Origin of the sequence: Streptomyces sp. NPDC093252 (assembly GCF_040683675.1) — a bacterium.
In the GTDB taxonomy this organism is placed as follows: Bacteria; Actinomycetota; Actinomycetes; order Streptomycetales; family Streptomycetaceae; genus Streptomyces.
Genome location: NZ_JBFBEM010000004.1, coordinates 410,657 through 428,955, shown reverse-complemented (window position 1 = coordinate 428,955; position 18,299 = coordinate 410,657). Strand labels below are relative to the sequence as shown.

Here is an 18,299-nt window from a genome sequence, read left to right as displayed (position 1 = left end):
GCACGGCTACAGCACGTCACACTGGAGGGCGCGGCATGGCCTGCACCACCCCGCACGACCACTCTCGGGGCGAGGCGCCGCCCCTGTATCGGCGGATCGCGACGGAACTGCTCGGTGAACTCCGCGACGGAACGATTCCGCCCGGCGAGCGGCTGCCGGGGGAACGGCAGTTGTCCGAGCACTTCGGCGTGAGCAGAGAGACGGTGCGGCAGGCGCTGGAGGTGCTGCGCCGCGAGGGGCTGGTCGCCACGGACCGGCGGGGCAGCCATGCCACGCTGCCGGGGGCACCGGTCGAGCATCCGGCGGCGCTGAGCTTCCCGGTGGGGATCCGGGCGACCGGCGGTTCCGACCGGGCGACGGTCGCCTGGGAGCTGCCCTCGGCCGAGCACGCCCGCGCGCTGGGGCTGGCCCCGAACCGGCCGACGCTGGTCCACCGCTATGAGTCGGCGGGCGCGGACGGGGTCGGCGGGTCCACCGCGATCACCACGTTCTCGGCGGTGGCCCTGTCCGAGGTGGCGGAGCTGGCCCGGTACCGCGAGCGCCCGCTGACCAGCGACTCGGCCCAGTTGCGACGGGTCTACGACTGGATGCGGCGGGCCGGTCTGGCGCTGCACCACCGGGACGCCATCACCCCGCTGCACGACATGCCGTCGATGCGGGTGACCCGGCTGGTGCACGATCAGCACGCCCGCCCCCTGGAGATCACCGATCTCCTGGTGGAGGCCCGGCAGGACGCGCTGGTCTACGAGTTCACGGTGCCGGCGGCGGGCTGAGTCGCCCGGTGGCCGCCGTCAGGTACCGGCGGCGGGCCGGGCGGCGCGGATCAGCCGGGCCTGGCGCCCGAGGGCGAGGAGCCGGCCGTCGGCGGCCCAGACGGCGCTGTCGTCGACGGCCCAGGCCCCGTCCGCGCGCTCGGTGCGGATCCGGACCAGCGCCGGGCCCTCGGGGGCGGCGGCGGTCAGGGCGTCGGTGAAGTGGACGGTCAGTTCGGCGGTGGGTACCGGCCGGGGGGTGTGCCAGCGGGCGTAGAGGGCGGGCGGCAGCACATCGGTGAGGGTGGCGACCGCCGCCGCGTCCAGCGCCCGGCCGTCGGTGAAGCGGACCCAGGCGGTGAGTTCGGCCCGTTCGCCCCCGGCCAGCGGCCGGTCGTCGGTGGCGGGCCGGATCTCCAGTTGGCGGGCGAACGGGACGAGGTCTCCGGGCGGTTCGAGGACCGGGCAGTCGGCGGGGCCGGGCACATCGGGCGCGGGGCGACCGTCGTAGCCGGGTCCGGAGCGGCCGGGGGCGAAGAGGGCGGTGCCGAGGAGGACGGGGGACCCGTTCTGGTGCCCGGTGAACAGACAGGCGGCGCTGCGGCGCCCGGCCGCCGGGGCGGCCCCGGAGAAGTGCAGCGGGCCGACGTCGACGGGGGCGAGGAAGTGCGTGGTCAGGGTCCGCACCGGCCGCGCCGCCCCGGCGAAGCGGTCCCGTACGGCGGCCAGGGCGAGGGCGGCGACATGCCCGCCGTGGGCGCCCTCCCAGGACCACCACAGCGGGTCCACGCGGGTCTGGATATCGCTCGTCAGGGTCACGGCACCACCGTAACCTTACGAGTTGGAAAATCAAACCCTCAAACCCTCAAACCCTCAATCCCCCGGTCCCCCGGCCTCCCGGTCCCCCGGCCTCCCGGTCCCCCGGCCTCCCGGCCTCCCGGCCTCCCGGCCTCCCGGCCTCCCGGCCTCCCGGCCAGAGATCGTCACTGCGCGCGGGCCGTCACCATCCGTACCCGGGGGCTGCCGTCGTCGCGGCGGCCGAATTCGGGCAGGGTCGTCAGACCGACCCGGAATCCGGCGGCCGTCAGCTCCCGCTCCATCGCGCCGGGGCCGAAGGCCCGGTAGTACATGACGAACGGGGGCCGCCACAGCGCGTTGCGCACCCGCATGACGGCGTCGAAACCGGCCAGCATCCAGTAGGCGCGGGTGGTCGGCCGGGGCGGGGCCAGCACCGGGAAGACAAAGTCGCCGCCGGGCCGCAGCACCGAGCGGACCTGTGCGAGCAGCGCGGGCAGTTCACGGGGCAGGAAGTGCCCGAAGGCGCCGAGGCTGACGACCAGGTCGAAGGCGGGCGCGAAGGGCAGGGCGCGGGCGTCGGCGCGCACCCAGGACACCCGGGGCGCGGCGGGCCAGGGACGGGCGCGGGCGACGTCCAGCATCCCGGTGCTGAAGTCGACGCCGGTCGCCGTCTCCCGGCAGACCCTGGCCAGCACCTCCACCCCGGCGCCGGTGCCGCAGCACAGGTCGAGGCCATGGGCGTAGCCGCCGGGGCGGACGCCGGGGCGGGTGAGCGCGGTGGCCATGGCGCCGAGCAGGGGCGCGGGGGTGCGGAACGGGGTGCGGTCGAACTTGGGGGCGAGCAGGTCGTAGCCGTGCTCGACGGACGACAGGGCCTGGACGGTGAGTTCACGCAGGCTGGGGCCCTCGGGATGGAACATCGGCGTCATCCCCGGCCCGCGCGCGCGGCGCGCCGTTCGAGGACCGCGAGCACCCGGTCGCACCAGGCGAGGTTCTCCCGCTCGAAGGCGATCCCGCCCATCAGCGTCAGATACGGGCCGATCCGCCGGGCGTCGTCGAGGTAGGCGTCCTCGTCGCGGCCGTCCAGCAGGCGTTCGCGCATGTGTTCGTAGCGGTCGAGCCGGCCGCCCGCCCGGGTGCGGCGCTCCTCGATCAGCTCGCGGGTGACGGCGGGGTCGGTGCCGTCCATGGCCCGGACCTTGATCAGGAGTTCGTCGCGCAGGGCGGTGGGGCGCCGGACGGGTGCGGCGGCGAAGGCGCGCAGCTCCTGGTGGCCGGTCTCGGTGAGGGTGAACATCCGCTTGTCGGGCCGCCGCTCCTGGCGCACCACCCGCGCCCGGATCAGCCCGTCCCCCGCCAGCCGCTCCAGCTCCCGGTAGAGCTGCTGAGGGGTGGCGGGCCAGTAACCGGCCGGTGAGACATCGAACGCCTTGGAGAGCTGATAGCCGGACGCCTCGCCCTCCAGGAGGGCCGCCAGTACGGCGTACTTCAACGACATGGGGACACGCTAGCAGGAGCTGATTATTCGCATCCGCACTTAATCAATAAATTGGATACCAGATGCTCTGATGCGCCGACACACCGAGGCGCGAGCGGCTTGATCCCGCCCCCTTGTCCCTGCCGGGTTCGGTGCCGCCGCGCACCGCGGGGTTGGATGACCCCATGACCGGCGACGAGGACGACCACCGGATGCGGGCCAACCGCGCCAACTGGGACGCACGCACCCCCGTTCATCTCGCGAGCCGCTTCTACGGGGTGGACACCGGGGCCGACCCGGAGCGCTGGTTCGCCCCGTTCGAGTGGACCGACCTCGGGGATCTCGCCGGGCGCGAGGTGCTGCATCTCCAGTGCCATCTGGGCACCGAGACCCTCGCCTTCGCCCGGCGCGGCGCGGCCACCGTGACCGGCCTGGACTTCTCCCCGGCGGCGGTCACCGCGGCCCGGGACATCGCCGCCCGCGCCGCGCTGGACGTGACCTACGTCCAGGCCAATGTGTACGACGCCGTGGCGGCGCTCGGCGGGCGGCGCTTCGACGTCGTCTACACCGGCAAGGGCGCCCTGTGCTACCTGCCGGACCTCCCGCGCTGGGCCGAGGTGACCGCCCGCCTGCTGAAGCCGGGCGGGGCGCTGTACGTGGTGGAGTTCCACCCGCTGCTCAACGCGCTCGGCCCCACCCCCGGCCCCGGTGAGGGACCGGAGCTGCTGCTGCGCCACGACTACCTCGCCGGGAGCGGGGCCGTGCGCCGGGACGCCACCTTCACCTACACCGACGGGCCCGCCGTCGAGGGCGCCACCGAGAGTTTCGAGTGGATGCACGGAATAGGAGAGGTCGTCACCGCGTTGACGGAGGCGGGACTGAAGGTCCGGCGGCTGCGCGAGAGCGACGAGCTGCCCTGGCCGCGCTGGGACCGCATGGAGCGCACGCCCTCGGGCTGGTGGCGCCTGACGGAACCCCGGATCCCCCTCCTCTACGGGCTCCTCATGGAGCGTTGAGCTGGAGGACTGAGCCGGAGAACTGAGCCGGAGGGCTGTGTCGGAGCGCCGAGCCAGGACCCCGAGCCGAAACTCCGGGCGATTTCCGCCCCGTACCCGCCCCTCGGGTGGTACCGTACGGGCAGCACTTGTGTTTCGTCCCGTCGTGGACGCCGGTGCCGGATGGTTCTTCCTCTTCTTCTCTCCCCCGCCGACGCTTCGCTCGGCAGGCTCTCCAGCATCTCCCGTTCCGGGTGAGCTGTTCTCCGCCGCACCCAGGCGCGTCGCCCCTCCGGGCGCCCGGTCGCCTCTCTCTCGCGGCACCCCCTTCCTTCGCATGTCTCATGCCCGTGTCCTCGAAAGGACCGCACTTCATGACCACCACACTCGAACACCCCCCGGTACGGCAGCAGACCGCTTCCCGTCCCGCCGTCGGCGTCCTCGACATCGACGGCAACGGGAAGGGGCATCTGCGCGCCGGGACCCTGCTGCCCGACCCCGCCGACCCCGCCGTCTCCCCCGCCCTGATCCGCCGTCACCAGTTGCGCAAGGGCGATCTGGTGGAGGGCACCCGCGGTGAGCGGGGCGGCCTCACCGAGGTCGCGCTCATCAACGGGCGCACCCCCGACGACCGGCGCGGACGCCGCCACTTCCATGACCTGACCCCGCTGCACCCGCGGGAGCGGCTGCGGCTCGAACACCCGGCGGCCGGGCTCACCGGCCGCGTCACCGATCTGATCTCCCCGGTCGGCAAGGGCCAGCGCGGGCTCGTCGTGGCCCCGCCCAAAACCGGCAAGACCGTCCTGCTCCAGCAGATCGCGGCGGCCGTCGCCGGCAACCACCCCGAGTGCCGGCTGATGGTGGTACTGCTGGACGAACGCCCCGAGGAGGTCACCGACATGCGGCGCTCGGTGCGCGGCGAGGTGTACGCCTCCACCTTCGACCGGGCGCCCAAGCAGCACATCGCCCTCGCCGAACTCGTCGTCGAACGCGCCAAGCGGCTGGTCGAGGCGGGCGAGGACGTGGTGATCCTGCTCGACTCGCTCACCCGGCTGTGCCGGGCCCACAACAACGCGGCGGCCTCCGGCGGGCGCACCCTGAGCGGCGGCGTCGACGCGGGCGCGCTGCACGGCCCGAAGCGGCTGTTCGGCGCCGCCCGGCTGGCCGAGGAGGGCGGTTCGCTCACCATCCTCGCCACCGCGCTCGTCGACACCGGGTCCCGCGCGGACGACTTCTACTTCGAGGAGCTGAAGAGCACCGGCAACATGGAGCTGCGGCTGCACCGCGAACTCGCCGCCCGCCGGGTGTACCCGGCCGTCGACATCAACCGCTCCGGCACCCGCCGCGAGGAACTCCTGCTCCCCGCCGCCGAGTTGACCACCGTGCACGGACTGCGCCGGGTGCTCCAGAACCGCGACGGCGAGGCGAGCCTGGAGACCCTCCTCGACCGGCTGCGCACCACCCCGGACAACGCGACCTTCCTGCGCCGCATCCAGCCGACACTGCCGGGGACCGGGGGGCAGTAGGCGGGCGCGTCCGCTGTCGGCACGGCCCCCTTCACCGTCACCCTCATCGTCATCGCCACCGTCATCGCCACGGCCGTCGCGACCGCCGCTGCCACTGCCACTGCCACTGCCACTGCCACTGCCACCATCGGGCAACCGGGCGATGAGACCGGCCCCGGGAGAGTCCTCGCTCCCGACCTCCTGAGTCCCCTCACCCCCTGCGCCCCGTCACCCCGACACGCCGCACGCGTGCGGCATACGGGTGCTCGCGTGGCCCGTTCGGACCTTGCAGCGCGGTGCTCGGCCTCCGGCTTCCTACGTTGATCGTATGACGATCGGATTCTCCTCCCGGACGGCCTCCGTGTCCTGCGCGCTCTGTGTCGCGGGCGTCCTCGCCCTCGGCCCCGCTCCCGCCGCCGTGGGCGCGGGGGCCGCACGGCCCGGCGCGGATCCCCTGGCCCCCGGACAGAGCGCCCTGACCCCGCATCCGTCCCTGCTGTACCGCTCCGGTACTCAGGTCCGCCCGCATGCCGGGGCACCCCGGGTCCCGGACGTCTCCGCGCTGTCATGGCTGGTCGCCGACGCCCGTACCGGCGAGGTGCTCGCCGCCCACGAGGCGCACCGCGGACTGCCGCCCGCCAGCACCCTCAAAACCCTGTTCGCGCTGACCGTGCTGCCGGTGCTGCCCGGCGGCATCGAGCACGAGGTGGCCGACGACGAACTCCTCGACGTGGGACCGGGCAGCAGCCTGGTCGGGGTCCAGGAGGGCGTCTCCTACCGGCTGGAGGATCTGTGGCGGGGGGTGTTCCTCAGTTCCGGCAACGACGCGGTGCGGGTGCTGGCCCGGCTCAACGGCGGCTGGGGGCCGACCGCCCGGCGGATGCAGGAGAAGGCGCGCAGCCTGGGCGCCCGGGACACCCATGTGGAGTCCCCCGACGGCTACGACACCGACGGCCAGGTGTCCTCGGCGTACGACCTGGCGGTGTTCGGGCGGGAGGGGCTGCGCAACGCGGACTTCGCCGGGTACTGCCGGACGGTCGAGGCGAAGTTCCCCGGGGGCGGCGGCTGGACGTTCCCGATCCGCAACACCAACCGGCTGCTCACCGGCGACGACGGGGTGGAGCCCTACCAGGGGCTGCTCGGCATCAAGAACGGCTACACCAGCAACGCCGGGTACACCCTGGTCACCGCCGCCCACCGGGACGGCCGCACGCTGGTCGTCACGGTGATGAACCCGCAGGTCGGCGGCGCCTCCGCGGTCTACGAGGAGGCCCGGTCGCTGCTGGACTGGGGGTTCGACGCGGCCGGGCGGGTGAACCCGGTCGGTTCGCTGGACGCGCTGCGCTCGCGCCCGCGGCGGGACCCCGACGCGGTGCCGGTCGCCATGGCCGCCGTACCGGAGACCGGGCCGGGGTGGCCGGAGGTGGCGGCCATCGCGTTCGCGGCCTGTCTGGGCGCGGGCGTGATGTCGGTGGCACTGCGGCGGGTGGGCGAACGGGCGGCGGACTGACCGGTCGGCAGCCACAGCAGCAGACCGAGGGTGAGCCAGGTGTAGAGGTTGCTGCCGAGGAAACCGTCGAGGCCGGAGGCGTCGTCGAACCAGAGCCAGACCACGCTGGTGCAGAGCAGCGCGTAGAGGGTGGCCGCGGCCCCGCGGTGTCCGGCGCGGACGAGGACGGCGAAGGCGGGGAGCAGCCACACCAGATGGTGGACCCAGGTGATCGGGCTGATGAGACAGGCCGTCAGCCCGGTCAGCGCGAACGCGGCCCGCCAGTCGCCGGAGGCCACTGCCCGGCGCGTGCGCCACACCCAGACGCCGAGGACCAGGGCGACCGCGAGCGCCCAGGCGGGGCGGCCGGTCTCGCCGAGCCGGGCCAGCAGGCCCTGGAGGGACTGGTTGGAGACATAGTCGAGGCGGCCGACGCGGGTGGTGTCCCAGAGTGCCTCGGTCCAGTAGAAGCGGGAGGCGCCGGGCGCCACCAGGGCCGCGAGGCCGGTCGCGGCGGCGGCCACGAGACCGGCGACGGCGGCGGCGCGACGGCGCCCAGCGATCAGCAGCAGCCCGATGAAGACGGCCGGGGTCAGTTTGACGGCGGCGGCCAGCCCGATGCCGATGCCCGCCCAGCGGGCCGGGGCCCGGGGGGCGTTCGTCAGCAGCCACAGGTCCGTCAGGACCAGCGCCAGCAGCACCACATTGACCTGGCCGAAGCTGACGGTGTCCCGCAGCGGTTCGAACAGCGCCAGGGCGCAGGCGGCGAGCGCGCAGCCGTACCAGCCGTGGCGGCGCCAGGCGCGGCCGGTCAGGACCCGGAGCACGGCCAGGAGCGCGGCCAGGTTCAGGAGCAGGGCGAGCGCGATGGCGAGGGACAGCGGGACCAGCGCCATGGGGGCCATCACGACGGCCGCGAACGGCGGATAGGTGAAGCCGTAGACCGTGCCGGGCACCCGGTAGTCGTAGAGGGCGCCGCCGTCGCGCAGCCAGTTCTGGACGGCGCCGTGGTAGACCCGCAGGTCGAACCAGTCGCGCAGCAGGGGGACGGTCGCGGTGAACACGGTCACGGCGGTGAGGAGGGCGAGGATCAGAGCCAGCCGTCCGCGTTCGGTGCGCGGTGCCCGCGGCCATGGTCCGCCGGGCCCGGTCGCCCGGTCCCGGGCGGTCACGCGGTCCGTCCCACGACCGCGGGCCGCGCGGACGCGGACTGGTGGGCCTGCCACAGCACCACCACCGCGAGCACCCCGCCGGACACCGCCAGCACCAGTTGCCCGGGATCGGCCGGGCCCCCGCCGGGCAGCACGGCCAGCGCCAGCACGGCCGTGACGGCGGCCACCCGGTGCCGTACGGAGGCGCTGGGCGCGGCGGCGGCGATCAGGAACAGGCCCCACAGCGCGTACCAGGGGCGGATGGCCGGTCCGAACGCGGCGAGCGCGGCGAGGCTCAGCCCCAGCGCGTACACCGGGCTGGGGCGCAGCCGGACCCAGATCAGCAGCAGGGCGACGGCGGTGAGGACCAGGCCGAGGGCGTGCCAGGCGGGGACGGCGAGGGGGGCCAGATCGCTGCCGGTCCGCTCCAGGAAGGAGGCGGTGGCCCGGCCGAGGAGGCTGGTCAGCGCCCAGTTGCCGGCCGAGACGGGGGTGTTGAGGGCGCCGATCCAGCCGTAGCCGGTGCCCGCCACGGCGGTCGCGGCGACGGTGGTCGCCCCGGCGGTGGCGACGGTGGTCAGCGCCGCGCGGACCGGGCCGCGCCCGGCGCGGAGCTGGAGCAGGACGATCACGGCGAGGGCGAGCGCGGCCGGTGCCTTCACCAGCGCGGCCAGCGTGACCAGCACCGCCCCGAGGACGGGCCAGCGGCCCAGTGCGGCGACCAGACCGACCCCCATCAGGCCCAGCATCAGGGCGTCGTTGTGCGCCCCGGCCACGAGGTGCAGCAGTACCAGCGGGTTCAGGGCGCCGAGCCAGAGCGCGGCGGACGGGTCGGCGCCGCTGTGCCGGGCGAGCCGGGGCAGGGCGGCGGCCATCAGGGCGACCCCGAGCAGCGCCATCAGCCGCATCCCCAGGAGCCCGGCGGGCAGTTCGCCCCGGGTGAGCCCGGACAGCGCGGAGGCGGCGGCGAGGAACACCGGGCCGTACGGGGCGCCGGTGTGCTGCCACACCGGGGCCACCTCGTCGGCGAGCGGCCCGCCGAGCATGCTCGGGCCGTACGCGTACACGTCCATCCGGGCGTCGACCATGGCGCCCTGGGCGAGATAGCTGTAGACGTCCCGGCTGAACAGCGGGGGCGCGAGCAGCAGGGGCGCCGCCCAGACGGCGAGCACCAGCAGCAGCGCGCGGGGCGCGGGCGGGCGGGGGCCGCGCACCAGACGGCCGAGCAGCACCCAGGCCGCGATCAGCAGGACGACTCCGAAGTAGACCCCGACGAGGCCGAGCGCGGCGTGCGCCGAGGACGGCGCGAGCAGCTCGCGCACGGGCAAGGCTCCGGCCGTCTCACCGCCCGCCGCGAGAAAGGCGGTACCGGCCAGACCGAGCGCCTGGCACCGGCGGAGATCGACGGGGAAAGCCATGGCCAACACTCGGGCAGCATGTCAACGGTACGTTGCCACGGGGCATCGGGGGCGCTGCGGGGCGGGGGGTGGGGGGTGACGGGAGGGTGGGGGTGCGGTGAGGTGGGGGGGGGATGGGGGGCGGGGTGGACGCGGGGGGGGTGGGGGGTGGTTGGGAGGGGGGCCGGGTGCGGGTGAGTGGGGTGGAGTCGGGGGCGGTGGGGGGTGGTGGGGAAAGGGGCCGGGTGCGGGTGAGTGGGGGCTGGGCGCGCAGTTCCCCGCGCCCCTTGGGGGGGTTGGTTCAGCCGGTGATGGCAGGTGCTGGGCGTATGTGGCCCACTGGGTGGCCGCCTCCCAGGAGGGGGGTTTCCGCGAAGGGGGTGAGGAGGGACGGGTCCACGCCTGCTCGGGTGAGGGCCGCGGCGGTGACCGGGCCCCGGGCTCGGCCGGCGCCGTCGGAGATCTTCACGGCGACGGTCCGGCCGTCGGGCAGGGCGGCGACCTGGACGCCCTCGTAGCCGTCCTTGGCGAGCAGTCCCGGTACGGCCGCCATCAGCGCCGCCGGCTCGCGGCCGGAGCCGGAGGCCATCTCGGGGTGCGCGCGCAGCGCGTCGGCCATCCGGGCCTCGGGGGTGCCGGGGGGCGCGGTGGCGATCCGGGCGGTGGCGCGGGCCAGGCCGTGCAGGGAGATCGCGAACAGCGGGGCCCCGCAGCCGTCCACGGTGACCCGGGCGACCCGTCGGCCGGTGAGGTCCTCGACGGTGGCGGCGACGGCTTGCTGGAGGGGGTGGGCGGGGTCGAGGTAGTCGTCCAGGGTCCAGCCGTTGAGGTGGGCGGTGTGCAGCATGGCGGCGTGCTTGCCGGAGCAGTTCTGGGCGAGCCGGGAGGGCGGGCGGCCCTCGCGTATCCAGGTGTCCCGGACGGCCGGGTCGAGCGGCAGGTCGGGGACGTTGCGCAGGGCGTCCTCGGTGAGTCCGGCCAGCTCCAGGATGCGGCGGCTGCCGGTGAGATGGCGGTCCTCGCCGGAGTGGCTGGCGGCGGCCAGGGCGAGCAGCGGGCCCGCCAGCGGCAGCCCGGCCCGGAGCATGGCGACGGCCTGGACGGGCTTCACGGCCGAGCGCGGGTAGAAGGCGGCCTCGATGTCACCGAGCTGGAAGTCGACGCCGCCGTCCGGACCGAGCACGACGACCGAGCCGTAGTGGATGCCCTCCACGACCCCGCCGCGCACCAGATGGGCGACCGGGGCGTGCAGGGGCTCGCGGATCGCGGGAGCGGAGGCGGGGGCGGAGGCGGGGGCGGGAGCCGGGGCCGGGGCGGGGGCCGAGGGAGAGGGCGAAGGCGAGGTGGGGTGCATGGGTGTCCGGGTTTTCTGGGGAGGGGGTGGCGGTATCGGGGGAAAGGTTTCTGCGGGGCGGTTTCCGCACTCGGGTCGCGATGAGCCGGGGCTCATCGCTGCGCGTTCCCGGCGTCAGGGGCTGTGGTGGGCGCGGGCGCGGGCGCGGATGCGGGTGCGGGTGCGGCGGGTGTCCTTCGCACGATCTCGGCCAGGCTGCTGCTCACCCGGTCCAGATGGTGCGCCATCGCCTCGCTCGCGTCCGGCGCGGACCCCCTGATCAGCGCCTCGACGATCGCCCGGTGCTCGCGGTCGGACTGCTCACGGCGTCCGCCCAGTTCGTTGAGGAACGCCGACTGGCGGGCCAGGGCGTCGCGGATCTCCTCGATGACCCGGCGGAACACCGGGTTCTGGGCGGACTCGGCGACGGCGATGTGGAACAGGGTGTCCATGGCGACCCAGGCGAGGGTGTCGTCCTCGCGCTCCATCCGGTCCAGGAGGCGGGCCAGTTGGTCCAGGTTCTCGGGGGTGCGGCGGACCGCCGCGTATCCGGCGACCGGGATCTCCATGTGCCGCCGGACCTCCAGCAGATCGCTGGCCGCGTAGTCCCCGAAGGTGGGGTCCTCCACGCGGTGGGCGATCACGAAGGTGCCCTTGCCGGTCCTGGCCACGGTCAGCCCGAGGGTCTGGAGGGCGCGCAGGGCCTCGCGGAGCACCGGCCGGGAGACCCCCAGGGTGCGGCACAGCTCCGCCTCGGAGGGGAGCTTGTCCCCGAGGGCGTAGTCGCCGCGCTCGATGGCGGCGCGGAGGTGGCCGAGGACCGCCTCCATCGCGCTGACGCGCCGGGGGCCGCCGCCCGGTCCACCTGTCTGGCTGTCTGACAGGTTCACGCTGCGCATGGTGCGTTTCGGGGGGCGGGTGTGTCAAGGCGCGTCATGGCCCCCGGCCGTCTCGTCAGGTGCGGCGGGCCGGCCCCCGGCCGCACAGGGGGGTTACCACCACCCCGTTCCGGGGGCGAGCGCCATTCCGCGCGGTGAACGGCGTTCCGATACTGATGCACATGGCCAATCCCCTGGTGCTCACGGGACATCCGTCCGCGTATGAACGACCGAATGCGGGCGCCCCCCACACGACCGACAGAGAATCCCGGCAGACCGGCGGCAGTGATTTCGCCGAATTGTCCCGCCGTATCAATGAGGCGGGTCTGCTGCGCCGCCGTCCGCTGTATTACACGGTCCGTTTCGGACTGGTCGGACTGGCCCTCGCTGGAGGGGTGGCCGCGTTCGTCGCGCTGGGGGCGAGCTGGGCGCAGTTGATCGTGGCCGTCGCGCTGGCCGGGGTCTTCGGCCAGCTCGGACTGGCCGCGCACGACCTGGCCCACCGGCAGGTCTTCAGCCGCCGCCGGCCCAGTGAGATCGGCGGGCTGCTGGTGGCGAATCTGCTGCTGGGCATGAGCTATGGGTGGTGGATGAACAAGCACACCCGGCATCACGCCCACCCCAATCACGAGGGCAAGGACCCGGATGTCTCCCCCGACATTCTGGTCTGGTCCCAGCGGCAGGCCCGCAAGGCGCGGGGAATTCCGGCGTTCATCGGAAAGCACCAGGCGGTGCTCTTCTTTCCGCTGCTGACGCTCGAAGGGCTCAATCTCAGTTTCAGCAGTTTCAAGGCGCTGCGCAGTCCGGTGCTGAAACGGCCGGTGCTGGAGGGAACCCTCCTCGTCATACATTTCGTCGTGTATTTCGGCGGTCTGTTCCTGGTGCTGTCACCGCTTCAGGCGCTGGCCTTCCTCGCGGTGCACCAGGGGCTGTTCGGGATCTATCTCGGGTCGGTCTTCGCACCCAACCACAAGGGCATGCCGATGATCGAGGAGGGCACCCGACTGGACTTCCTGCGCCGCCAGGTGCTGACCTCGCGCAATGTCCGGGGCGGGGCGGTGATCGACGCGTACATGGGCGGGCTCAACTACCAGATCGAGCACCATCTCTTCCCCAGCATGCCGACCCCCGCGCTCGGCCGGGCCCAGCTCATCACCGAGCGGTACTGCGCCGAACTGGGCATCCCGTACCACCGGACCGGGCTGCTCGCCTCGCACCGGGCGGCGCTGCGGCATCTGCGGAGCGTCGGGGAGCCGCTGCGCGACGCGGGCTGAGCCACGGCCCCCGCCGTACGGGCCGTCATCCCCCGTATCCCCCGTATCCCTCTCATCCCTCTCATCCCTCCAGGACACCGGTCCCCAGCAGACCGAACAGCAGCAGCCCCACCGCGACCCGGTAGATCACGAAGGCGTTGAAGGAGTGCTGGGACACGAACTTCAGCAGCCAGGCGATGGACGCGTACGCCACCACGAAGGACACCGCCGTCCCCGCGATCAGCGGGGCGGCGCCCGCTCCGGTGCCGAGCGCGTCCTTCAGCTCGTAGATCCCGGCGCCGGTGAGGGCGGGGATGCCGAGGAAGAAGGAGAGCCGGGTGGCCGCCACCCGGTCCAGGTCGAGCAGCAGGGCGGTGGACATGGTGGCGCCGGAGCGGGAGAAGCCGGGGAAGAGCAGCGCGAGGATCTGGGAGCCGCCGACCAGCATCGCGTCCGAGAGCGAGGTGTCGTCCTCCCCGCGCTTGTGCCGGCCCAGCCGGTCGGCCGCGAACATCACCCCGCTGCCCGCGATCAGCGACCCGGCGACCACCCACAGGGAGGCCAGCGGCCCCTGGATCAGCGGCTTCGCCGCCAGCCCCACCACGACCACCGGGACCGTCGCGAGGATCACCCACCAGGCGAACTTGTAGTCGTGCCGGTAGCGCTGCTCGGGATCGGCGATCCCGCGCGCCCAGGCCCGGAGGATCCGGGCGATGTCCTTGGCGAAGTAGACGAGAACGGCCGCGATGGCGCCGACCTGGATGACGGCCGAGAAGCCGACCACCGCGTGGTCGTCCACGGGGATGCCCATCAGCCCCTCCACGATCTTCAGATGGCCGGTCGAGGAGACGGGCAGGAACTCGGTCACCCCCTCGACGGCTCCGAGAATGACGGCCTGACCGATGCTGATGGCGCTCATGTGATCCAGTTCTGGTGCGTGCGGTACGGCTTCACGGGCGCGGGCCCCCCACTCCGCGGCGCTCGGCTGCCGCTGCCTCGCCGAGGGCGGGGTGCGGGGCGCGAGTGCGGTGGATCACTCCTACTACACGCGGGCGTGAATCCCCGCTTACCCACACCCCGGCGTGTACGCCCCGGGGGACGGCTCCGCGCCCGGGGTGAGGGCCTCCGCCCCGGTGGCGGGGACGGCCGTCGGCCCGTTCCGTTCACAACGACCTCTTACCGACCCCGATCCGCACCGAGGGTGCGGGCCCGGCACCGCCCGCCGACGGCGCCGGGCCGTGCGTGCGCCTACCACCCCTTCTCGAAGAACCTCGCGACCTCGGCGATCCGGAACTCGTCCCGCCGGTAGCAGGTGCGCCGGCGGACCCGCTTGACACGCAGCATGCCGATGTCGGCGAGGAGCCTGAGATGGGTCTCGGCGACCGCGCGGCGCACCCCGAGCTTGGCAGCGACGGCCTCCGCCGGGACTCCGTCCTCGAACAGATCGATGCGGCGCTGCGGCGGGAAGTGGGCCGGCGGGTCCTTGAGCCACTCCAGAATGACCAGGCGCAGATCGCCGCCAGGAGTCCTGAGCATCACGTCCTCCAGGGTCCGGGCCGTTCATACGGTGTTTTCCCACTCTGGCGGGCGGCCGACCGCCGCGTCCGGTACTCGCCGACGCTTGACCGGTACGAATCGGCACGATGGCTCAGGTGAGCGGCACGACCCCCTTCCGGGCACGCTCCCGGCCCCGCCTCCCCGTGGAACCACCGGCGCAACCGTCAGCGCAACCAGCAGCGCAACCAGCAGCGGAACGACCGGCGGAACCACCGCCACCGCACCCGGCGAACAGTGCTAGTTGCACACTCAACGATCGGCGGTTTCGGTGTTACCGTGCCCTTATGGGAACGCACACGATCGAGGCGGGGCTGGAAGCGCGCTGGCGGGACATCCTGGCGGTGCACGCGCGCACGATGTGTGAGATCGACCGGGCACTGCACCCCCATGGGCTTGGAGCGAGCGACTTCGAGGTGCTGGACATCCTGGTCACCGAGGCTCCCGAGGCCGGCGCCCAGTGCCGGGTGCAGAACCTCGCGGGGCGGGTCCATCTGAGCCAGAGCGCGCTGTCCCGGCTGATCGGCCGCCTGGAGAAGGACGGGCTCCTGGCCCGCTCGATGTGCACCGAGGACCGGCGCGGCGTCTGGGTCTCCCTGACCGACAAGGGCCGCGCCCTGCACACGGAGGTACGGCCCCTGCAACGGGCCGCGCTGGAACGGATGCTGGGCGGCGGCGGCTGAAACTCCGCCATCATCTCGGATCCGAGGAACCATCCATCTCCGAGACATCCTCTGTCGATGACCGAGGGCGCGGTGAAGCTGCTGGAGAGCCAGGGGACGGTGCGGCGGACCCGGGCCGCCGGGGAGCGGGTGGACCGGGTGGATCTGGACCCGGCCAGTCGGCAGCCGCAGACCTTCGACTCCACGCTCCACACCGAGCACGCGGCGCTCTTCCGGGAGGGCCTGGCGCTGCTCGCCGACGCACCGCCGGAGCGCCGGGCGCCGCTGGAGGAGATGATCGCGCTGGCCGATTTCCTCGCCGAGCGACTGCCGCGGCTGATGGACGAGCGGCACGCCCACCGGGACGGACTCCGCGCGACGGGCCACCTGCCGCCACCGTCGGCCCCGTCCCCCTCCGCCTGACGGCCTCATCACCTGATGACCTGATCACCGGGCCTCCGGTCCGGCCCCCTCCACCCGATCACCACCCCCGACCCCCGACAGTGGACGACCCGACCCCGGCGCACCCACACCGAGAGGCAGACCCCGTGACCGACCACCGCCCCGCCCCCGAATCGTCCGACGAGACCGACCTGTTGATCGAGCGAGCCGCCGAGAACGCCGACCTGCCCGCGCTGCGCCGCCTCGCGGCGACGGGCAACCCGACCGCGATCGAGCAGCTCGTGGAGACCGCCACCGAGCTGGACGACCGGGACGAACTGCGCCGCCTCGCCGAAGCGGGCAACACCGACGCCGCCGGGATCCTCGCGGAGCTGTCCGACAACTGCGCCTAGAAGAAAGGGCGTCAGAGGACGAACTCGGTGCCGTCCGGGAGGACTTCGATGCCCACCTCGGTCAGCCGGGCCCGTGCCGCCGAGGCCGGGTCGAGCAGGGGGTCGGGGTCCTCCAGCCGGGTGAGGACGCGGCGGGGTTCGCGCCAGGCCGAGGACTCCAGGGGCTCGGTGGGGCAGTGCGCCGCGTCCAGGACGGCACCGTCGGCGTCGGCCACCAGCTCCTCCAGCTCGGCGGTCCAGGAGTGCAGCCGGGGGGCGTAGAAGAGGACTCCTCCGGTGCCGAGGTCCTCGATCCGGTACGCGGTGGCCCAGTGGCCGCCGCCGGAGCGGGCCGGGAGATAGCCGGGCGGGCCCGCGGCGACCGGGTGGGCGGTGACCACCAGCCCCCCGGAGAGCACGAACCCCTCCTGCGGCGTGCTGTCCCGCCACTCCCAGGTCGCGTACCGGGCGAGGGCCGTGCGGGCCGGGGTGAGGGCGGTGAGGACCGGCGGGGCGGCGTACACCGTCAGTCCCGGGGCCGTGCGCAGGACGCCGAGGCCCGCCAGATGGTCAGGTTCGGCGTCGGTGAGCAGCACGCCCCGCAGCGGGCTCGGCCGGGGGCCGGGCCACAGCGCGCCGGTACCGGCGAGCTGGACACGCAGATCGGGCGAGGTGTTCAGCAGCCACCAGTCGCGGGAATTGCCGGTGACGGCCGCGCACTCCACGGTGCGGGCCGGGAGTTTTCCGTCCCGCGCGGCGGCGCACAGCGCGCAGGCGCAGTTCCAGCGGGGAAAGCCACCGGTGGCGGCGGTGCCCAGCAGCACGACCCTCAAGACAACCCCCGGCCCTCTCCGCTCTGTTCTCTTGTTCCTGTGTCGCCTGGCGGCGCCTCTCGGCGTCCACCGGTCCCGGTCGGGGTCTCCCCGTGCCGCGCGTCGGTGCTGCCCCGCGCGGCCGTGAGGCCCTCCGGTGGGGTCTTCCCACGGGGGGCCGCCCGGCCACCCGGCAGGAGGGCAGATTTCCGGCCGACCTCGCACCGCCCCCGGCGTATCGCCCGGCGCACCAGGTGGACGCGTGAAACCATCCGCTCGGCGTGAACGGGCGGAACGGAGGGCGAAGGTGACGCGCATCCTGGTCATCGGCGGTGGCATCGCGGGCACGGCGTCCGCACTGGCACTGCGCAAGGCGGGGTTCGAGGTCGCGGTGTACGAGGCGCACCCGGACGGCGTCGAGGACATCGGCGCCTTTCTCACCCTGGCCAGCAACGGAATGCGGGCGCTCGCCGCGATCGACGCGACGGCCGCCGTCACCGCGATCGGCTTTCCGCTGACCTCGATCCGGCTGCTGGACGCGTCGGGCGCCGAGGCGGCGCACGCCCCGATGGGCGAGGCGGCCGTGCCGGAGCTGAACTTCCGCTGTCTGCGGCGCGGTGACCTGAACGCGGCGCTCCGGGCGGAGGCGGCCCGGCGGGGCGTCCCCGTGCGGCACGGGGCGCGTCTGGTCGGCGTCGAGGACGGCCCGGACGGGGTCACGGCCCGTTTCGCCGACGGTTCGGCGGACACCGGGGATCTGCTGCTGGGCGCGGACGGGCTGAACTCGACCGTGCGGGCGCTGATCGCGCCCGGGGTCCGGCCGCGGTACGCGGGCCAGCGGGTGTTCTACGGCCGCACCACCGACGCGGCCCCGATCGGCGCGAGCGACTGCATCACCATGGTCCGGGGCAGCGCGGCGGCGTTCGGCTGCGCGGTCTCCCCCGAGGGCGAGAGCTTCTGGTTCGCGCGGATCGCGGACGAGCCGCTGACCGCCGGGGAGATCGCCCTGGGCACCGCCGGCCGCTGGCGGGATCTCCTCGTACCGCTGCTGCGGGCCGATGACGGGCCCGGGGCGGACATCGTCGCGGCGACCGGGGCGCGGCTGATGGTCACCAACGCCATGGAACTCCCGCTCGGCATGGACTGGCGGTCGGGGCGGGTGCTGCTGCTCGGGGACGCCGCGCACGCCGCGTCCCCCGCCACCGGGCAGGGGGCCTCGATGGCGCTGGAGGACGCGGTGGTCCTGGCGAAGGCGCTGCGCGATCTCCCCGGCACCGCCTCCGCCCTGGACCGCTACGAGACACTGCGCCGGGAGCGGGTGGAGCACAACATCACCACCAGCGGGGCCATCTCCCGGGGCACGTTCGCCCCGTCGGACTCCGCGGGCCGCCCGGCCGGCAAGACCCGCCCCGGCGAGGACGGGCTGGCCGAGCTGCTGCGCTGGGAGTCCGGCATCGGGGCGTAGACCCT

Annotated in this window: 18 protein-coding genes and 1 pseudogene; 9 read left to right on the top strand and 10 right to left on the bottom strand. The window is 74.0% G+C overall.

Annotated elements, in window-relative coordinates; all coding sequences use genetic code 11:
• The first annotated feature begins 35 nt into the window (after window positions 1–35).
• Window positions 36–773 carry a GntR family transcriptional regulator gene (locus AB0O01_RS10785; protein ID WP_365312164.1) on the top strand — a complete coding sequence of 246 codons (738 nt, stop codon included), beginning with the start codon at window positions 36–38 and terminating at the stop codon, window positions 771–773.
• Between the two features lie 18 nt (window positions 774–791).
• Here AB0O01_RS10785 and AB0O01_RS10780 read toward each other — a convergent pair whose 3' ends face one another.
• The 3 genes from AB0O01_RS10780 to AB0O01_RS10770 all read right to left on the bottom strand — a co-directional run bounded on the left by AB0O01_RS10780 (window position 792) and on the right by AB0O01_RS10770 (window position 3,048).
• Window positions 792–1,571 (bottom strand): thioesterase family protein, encoded by a 780-nt coding sequence (locus AB0O01_RS10780; RefSeq protein WP_365312162.1) that lies wholly within the window; start codon window positions 1,569–1,571, stop codon window positions 792–794.
• 164 nt (window positions 1,572–1,735) lie between these two features.
• Complete coding sequence (locus AB0O01_RS10775; protein WP_365312161.1) at window positions 1,736–2,470, bottom strand: class I SAM-dependent methyltransferase; 735 nt, start codon at window positions 2,468–2,470, stop codon at window positions 1,736–1,738.
• A gap of 5 nt (window positions 2,471–2,475) precedes the next feature.
• Complete coding sequence (locus AB0O01_RS10770) at window positions 2,476–3,048, bottom strand: PadR family transcriptional regulator (protein ID WP_365312159.1); 573 nt, start codon at window positions 3,046–3,048, stop codon at window positions 2,476–2,478.
• 164 nt (window positions 3,049–3,212) lie between these two features.
• On the opposite strand from AB0O01_RS10770, the gene AB0O01_RS10765 reads away from it, so the two are divergent.
• The 3 genes and pseudogenes from AB0O01_RS10765 to AB0O01_RS10755 all read left to right on the top strand — a co-directional run.
• On the top strand, window positions 3,213–4,043 hold the full coding sequence (locus AB0O01_RS10765) for a class I SAM-dependent methyltransferase (protein ID WP_365312157.1): 831 nt from the start codon (window positions 3,213–3,215) through the stop codon (window positions 4,041–4,043).
• Between the two features lie 353 nt (window positions 4,044–4,396).
• Window positions 4,397–5,548 carry a transcription termination factor Rho gene (gene rho, locus AB0O01_RS10760; RefSeq protein WP_365312155.1) on the top strand — a complete coding sequence of 384 codons (1,152 nt, stop codon included), beginning with the start codon at window positions 4,397–4,399 and terminating at the stop codon, window positions 5,546–5,548.
• A 307-nt stretch (window positions 5,549–5,855) separates the two neighbouring features.
• Window positions 5,856–6,752, top strand: a pseudogene (locus AB0O01_RS10755) (serine hydrolase); the annotation flags it as partial.
• Between the two features lie 35 nt (window positions 6,753–6,787).
• On the opposite strand, the gene AB0O01_RS10750 reads toward AB0O01_RS10755, so the two are convergent.
• From AB0O01_RS10750 to AB0O01_RS10735, 4 genes are all read right to left on the bottom strand, one after another.
• Window positions 6,788–8,188, bottom strand: coding sequence for a glycosyltransferase 87 family protein (locus tag AB0O01_RS10750; RefSeq protein WP_365312153.1), 1,401 nt, complete (start codon window positions 8,186–8,188; stop codon window positions 6,788–6,790).
• Window positions 8,185–9,585 (bottom strand): polyprenol phosphomannose-dependent alpha 1,6 mannosyltransferase MptB, encoded by a 1,401-nt coding sequence (gene mptB, locus AB0O01_RS10745; protein WP_365312151.1) that lies wholly within the window; start codon window positions 9,583–9,585, stop codon window positions 8,185–8,187. The genes AB0O01_RS10750 and mptB overlap by 4 nt, the downstream gene beginning before the upstream one ends.
• Before the next feature lie 280 nt (window positions 9,586–9,865).
• Window positions 9,866–10,918 carry an asparaginase gene (locus AB0O01_RS10740; protein WP_365312150.1) on the bottom strand — a complete coding sequence of 351 codons (1,053 nt, stop codon included), beginning with the start codon at window positions 10,916–10,918 and terminating at the stop codon, window positions 9,866–9,868.
• Between the two features lie 92 nt (window positions 10,919–11,010).
• Window positions 11,011–11,727: a FadR/GntR family transcriptional regulator gene (locus AB0O01_RS10735; protein WP_365312451.1), complete on the bottom strand. Its 717-nt coding sequence runs from the start codon at window positions 11,725–11,727 to the stop codon at window positions 11,011–11,013.
• Window positions 11,728–11,957: 230 nt separating this feature from the next.
• Between AB0O01_RS10735 and AB0O01_RS10730 the strand changes: the two genes are divergently transcribed.
• Window positions 11,958–13,049, top strand: coding sequence for an acyl-CoA desaturase (locus AB0O01_RS10730; RefSeq protein ID WP_365312148.1), 1,092 nt, complete (start codon window positions 11,958–11,960; stop codon window positions 13,047–13,049).
• Between the two features lie 61 nt (window positions 13,050–13,110).
• On the opposite strand, the gene AB0O01_RS10725 is transcribed toward AB0O01_RS10730, so the two are convergent.
• Both AB0O01_RS10725 and AB0O01_RS10720 read right to left on the bottom strand, forming a co-directional pair.
• The gene (locus tag AB0O01_RS10725; protein ID WP_365312147.1) at window positions 13,111–13,947 is read right to left on the bottom strand and encodes an undecaprenyl-diphosphate phosphatase; all 837 of its coding nucleotides are present in this window, start codon (window positions 13,945–13,947) and stop codon (window positions 13,111–13,113) included.
• Between the two features lie 329 nt (window positions 13,948–14,276).
• Window positions 14,277–14,564, bottom strand: a complete 288-nt coding sequence (locus AB0O01_RS10720; protein ID WP_365312145.1) for an ArsR family transcriptional regulator — start codon at window positions 14,562–14,564, stop codon at window positions 14,277–14,279.
• Between the two features lie 305 nt (window positions 14,565–14,869).
• On the opposite strand from AB0O01_RS10720, the gene AB0O01_RS10715 reads away from it, so the two are divergent.
• The 3 genes from AB0O01_RS10715 to AB0O01_RS10705 all read left to right on the top strand — a co-directional run bounded on the left by AB0O01_RS10715 (window position 14,870) and on the right by AB0O01_RS10705 (window position 16,038).
• The gene (locus AB0O01_RS10715) at window positions 14,870–15,265 is read left to right on the top strand and encodes a MarR family transcriptional regulator (RefSeq protein WP_365312144.1); all 396 of its coding nucleotides are present in this window, start codon (window positions 14,870–14,872) and stop codon (window positions 15,263–15,265) included.
• A gap of 57 nt (window positions 15,266–15,322) precedes the next feature.
• Entirely contained in the window at window positions 15,323–15,667 is a 345-nt protein-coding gene (locus tag AB0O01_RS10710; RefSeq protein ID WP_365312142.1) for a hypothetical protein, read from the top strand.
• A 125-nt stretch (window positions 15,668–15,792) separates the two neighbouring features.
• Window positions 15,793–16,038 carry a hypothetical protein gene (locus AB0O01_RS10705; RefSeq protein ID WP_365312140.1) on the top strand — a complete coding sequence of 82 codons (246 nt, stop codon included), beginning with the start codon at window positions 15,793–15,795 and terminating at the stop codon, window positions 16,036–16,038.
• 11 nt (window positions 16,039–16,049) lie between these two features.
• Here the strand turns inward: AB0O01_RS10705 and AB0O01_RS10700 are convergent, their stop codons facing one another.
• On the bottom strand, window positions 16,050–16,841 hold the full coding sequence (locus tag AB0O01_RS10700) for an MBL fold metallo-hydrolase (protein ID WP_365312139.1): 792 nt from the start codon (window positions 16,839–16,841) through the stop codon (window positions 16,050–16,052).
• A 295-nt stretch (window positions 16,842–17,136) separates the two neighbouring features.
• On the opposite strand from AB0O01_RS10700, the gene AB0O01_RS10695 reads away from it, so the two are divergent.
• A complete protein-coding gene (locus tag AB0O01_RS10695; RefSeq protein ID WP_365312137.1) occupies window positions 17,137–18,294 on the top strand; it encodes an NAD(P)/FAD-dependent oxidoreductase in 1,158 nt (385 codons plus the stop codon).
• The last annotated feature ends 5 nt before the right edge of the window (window positions 18,295–18,299 follow it).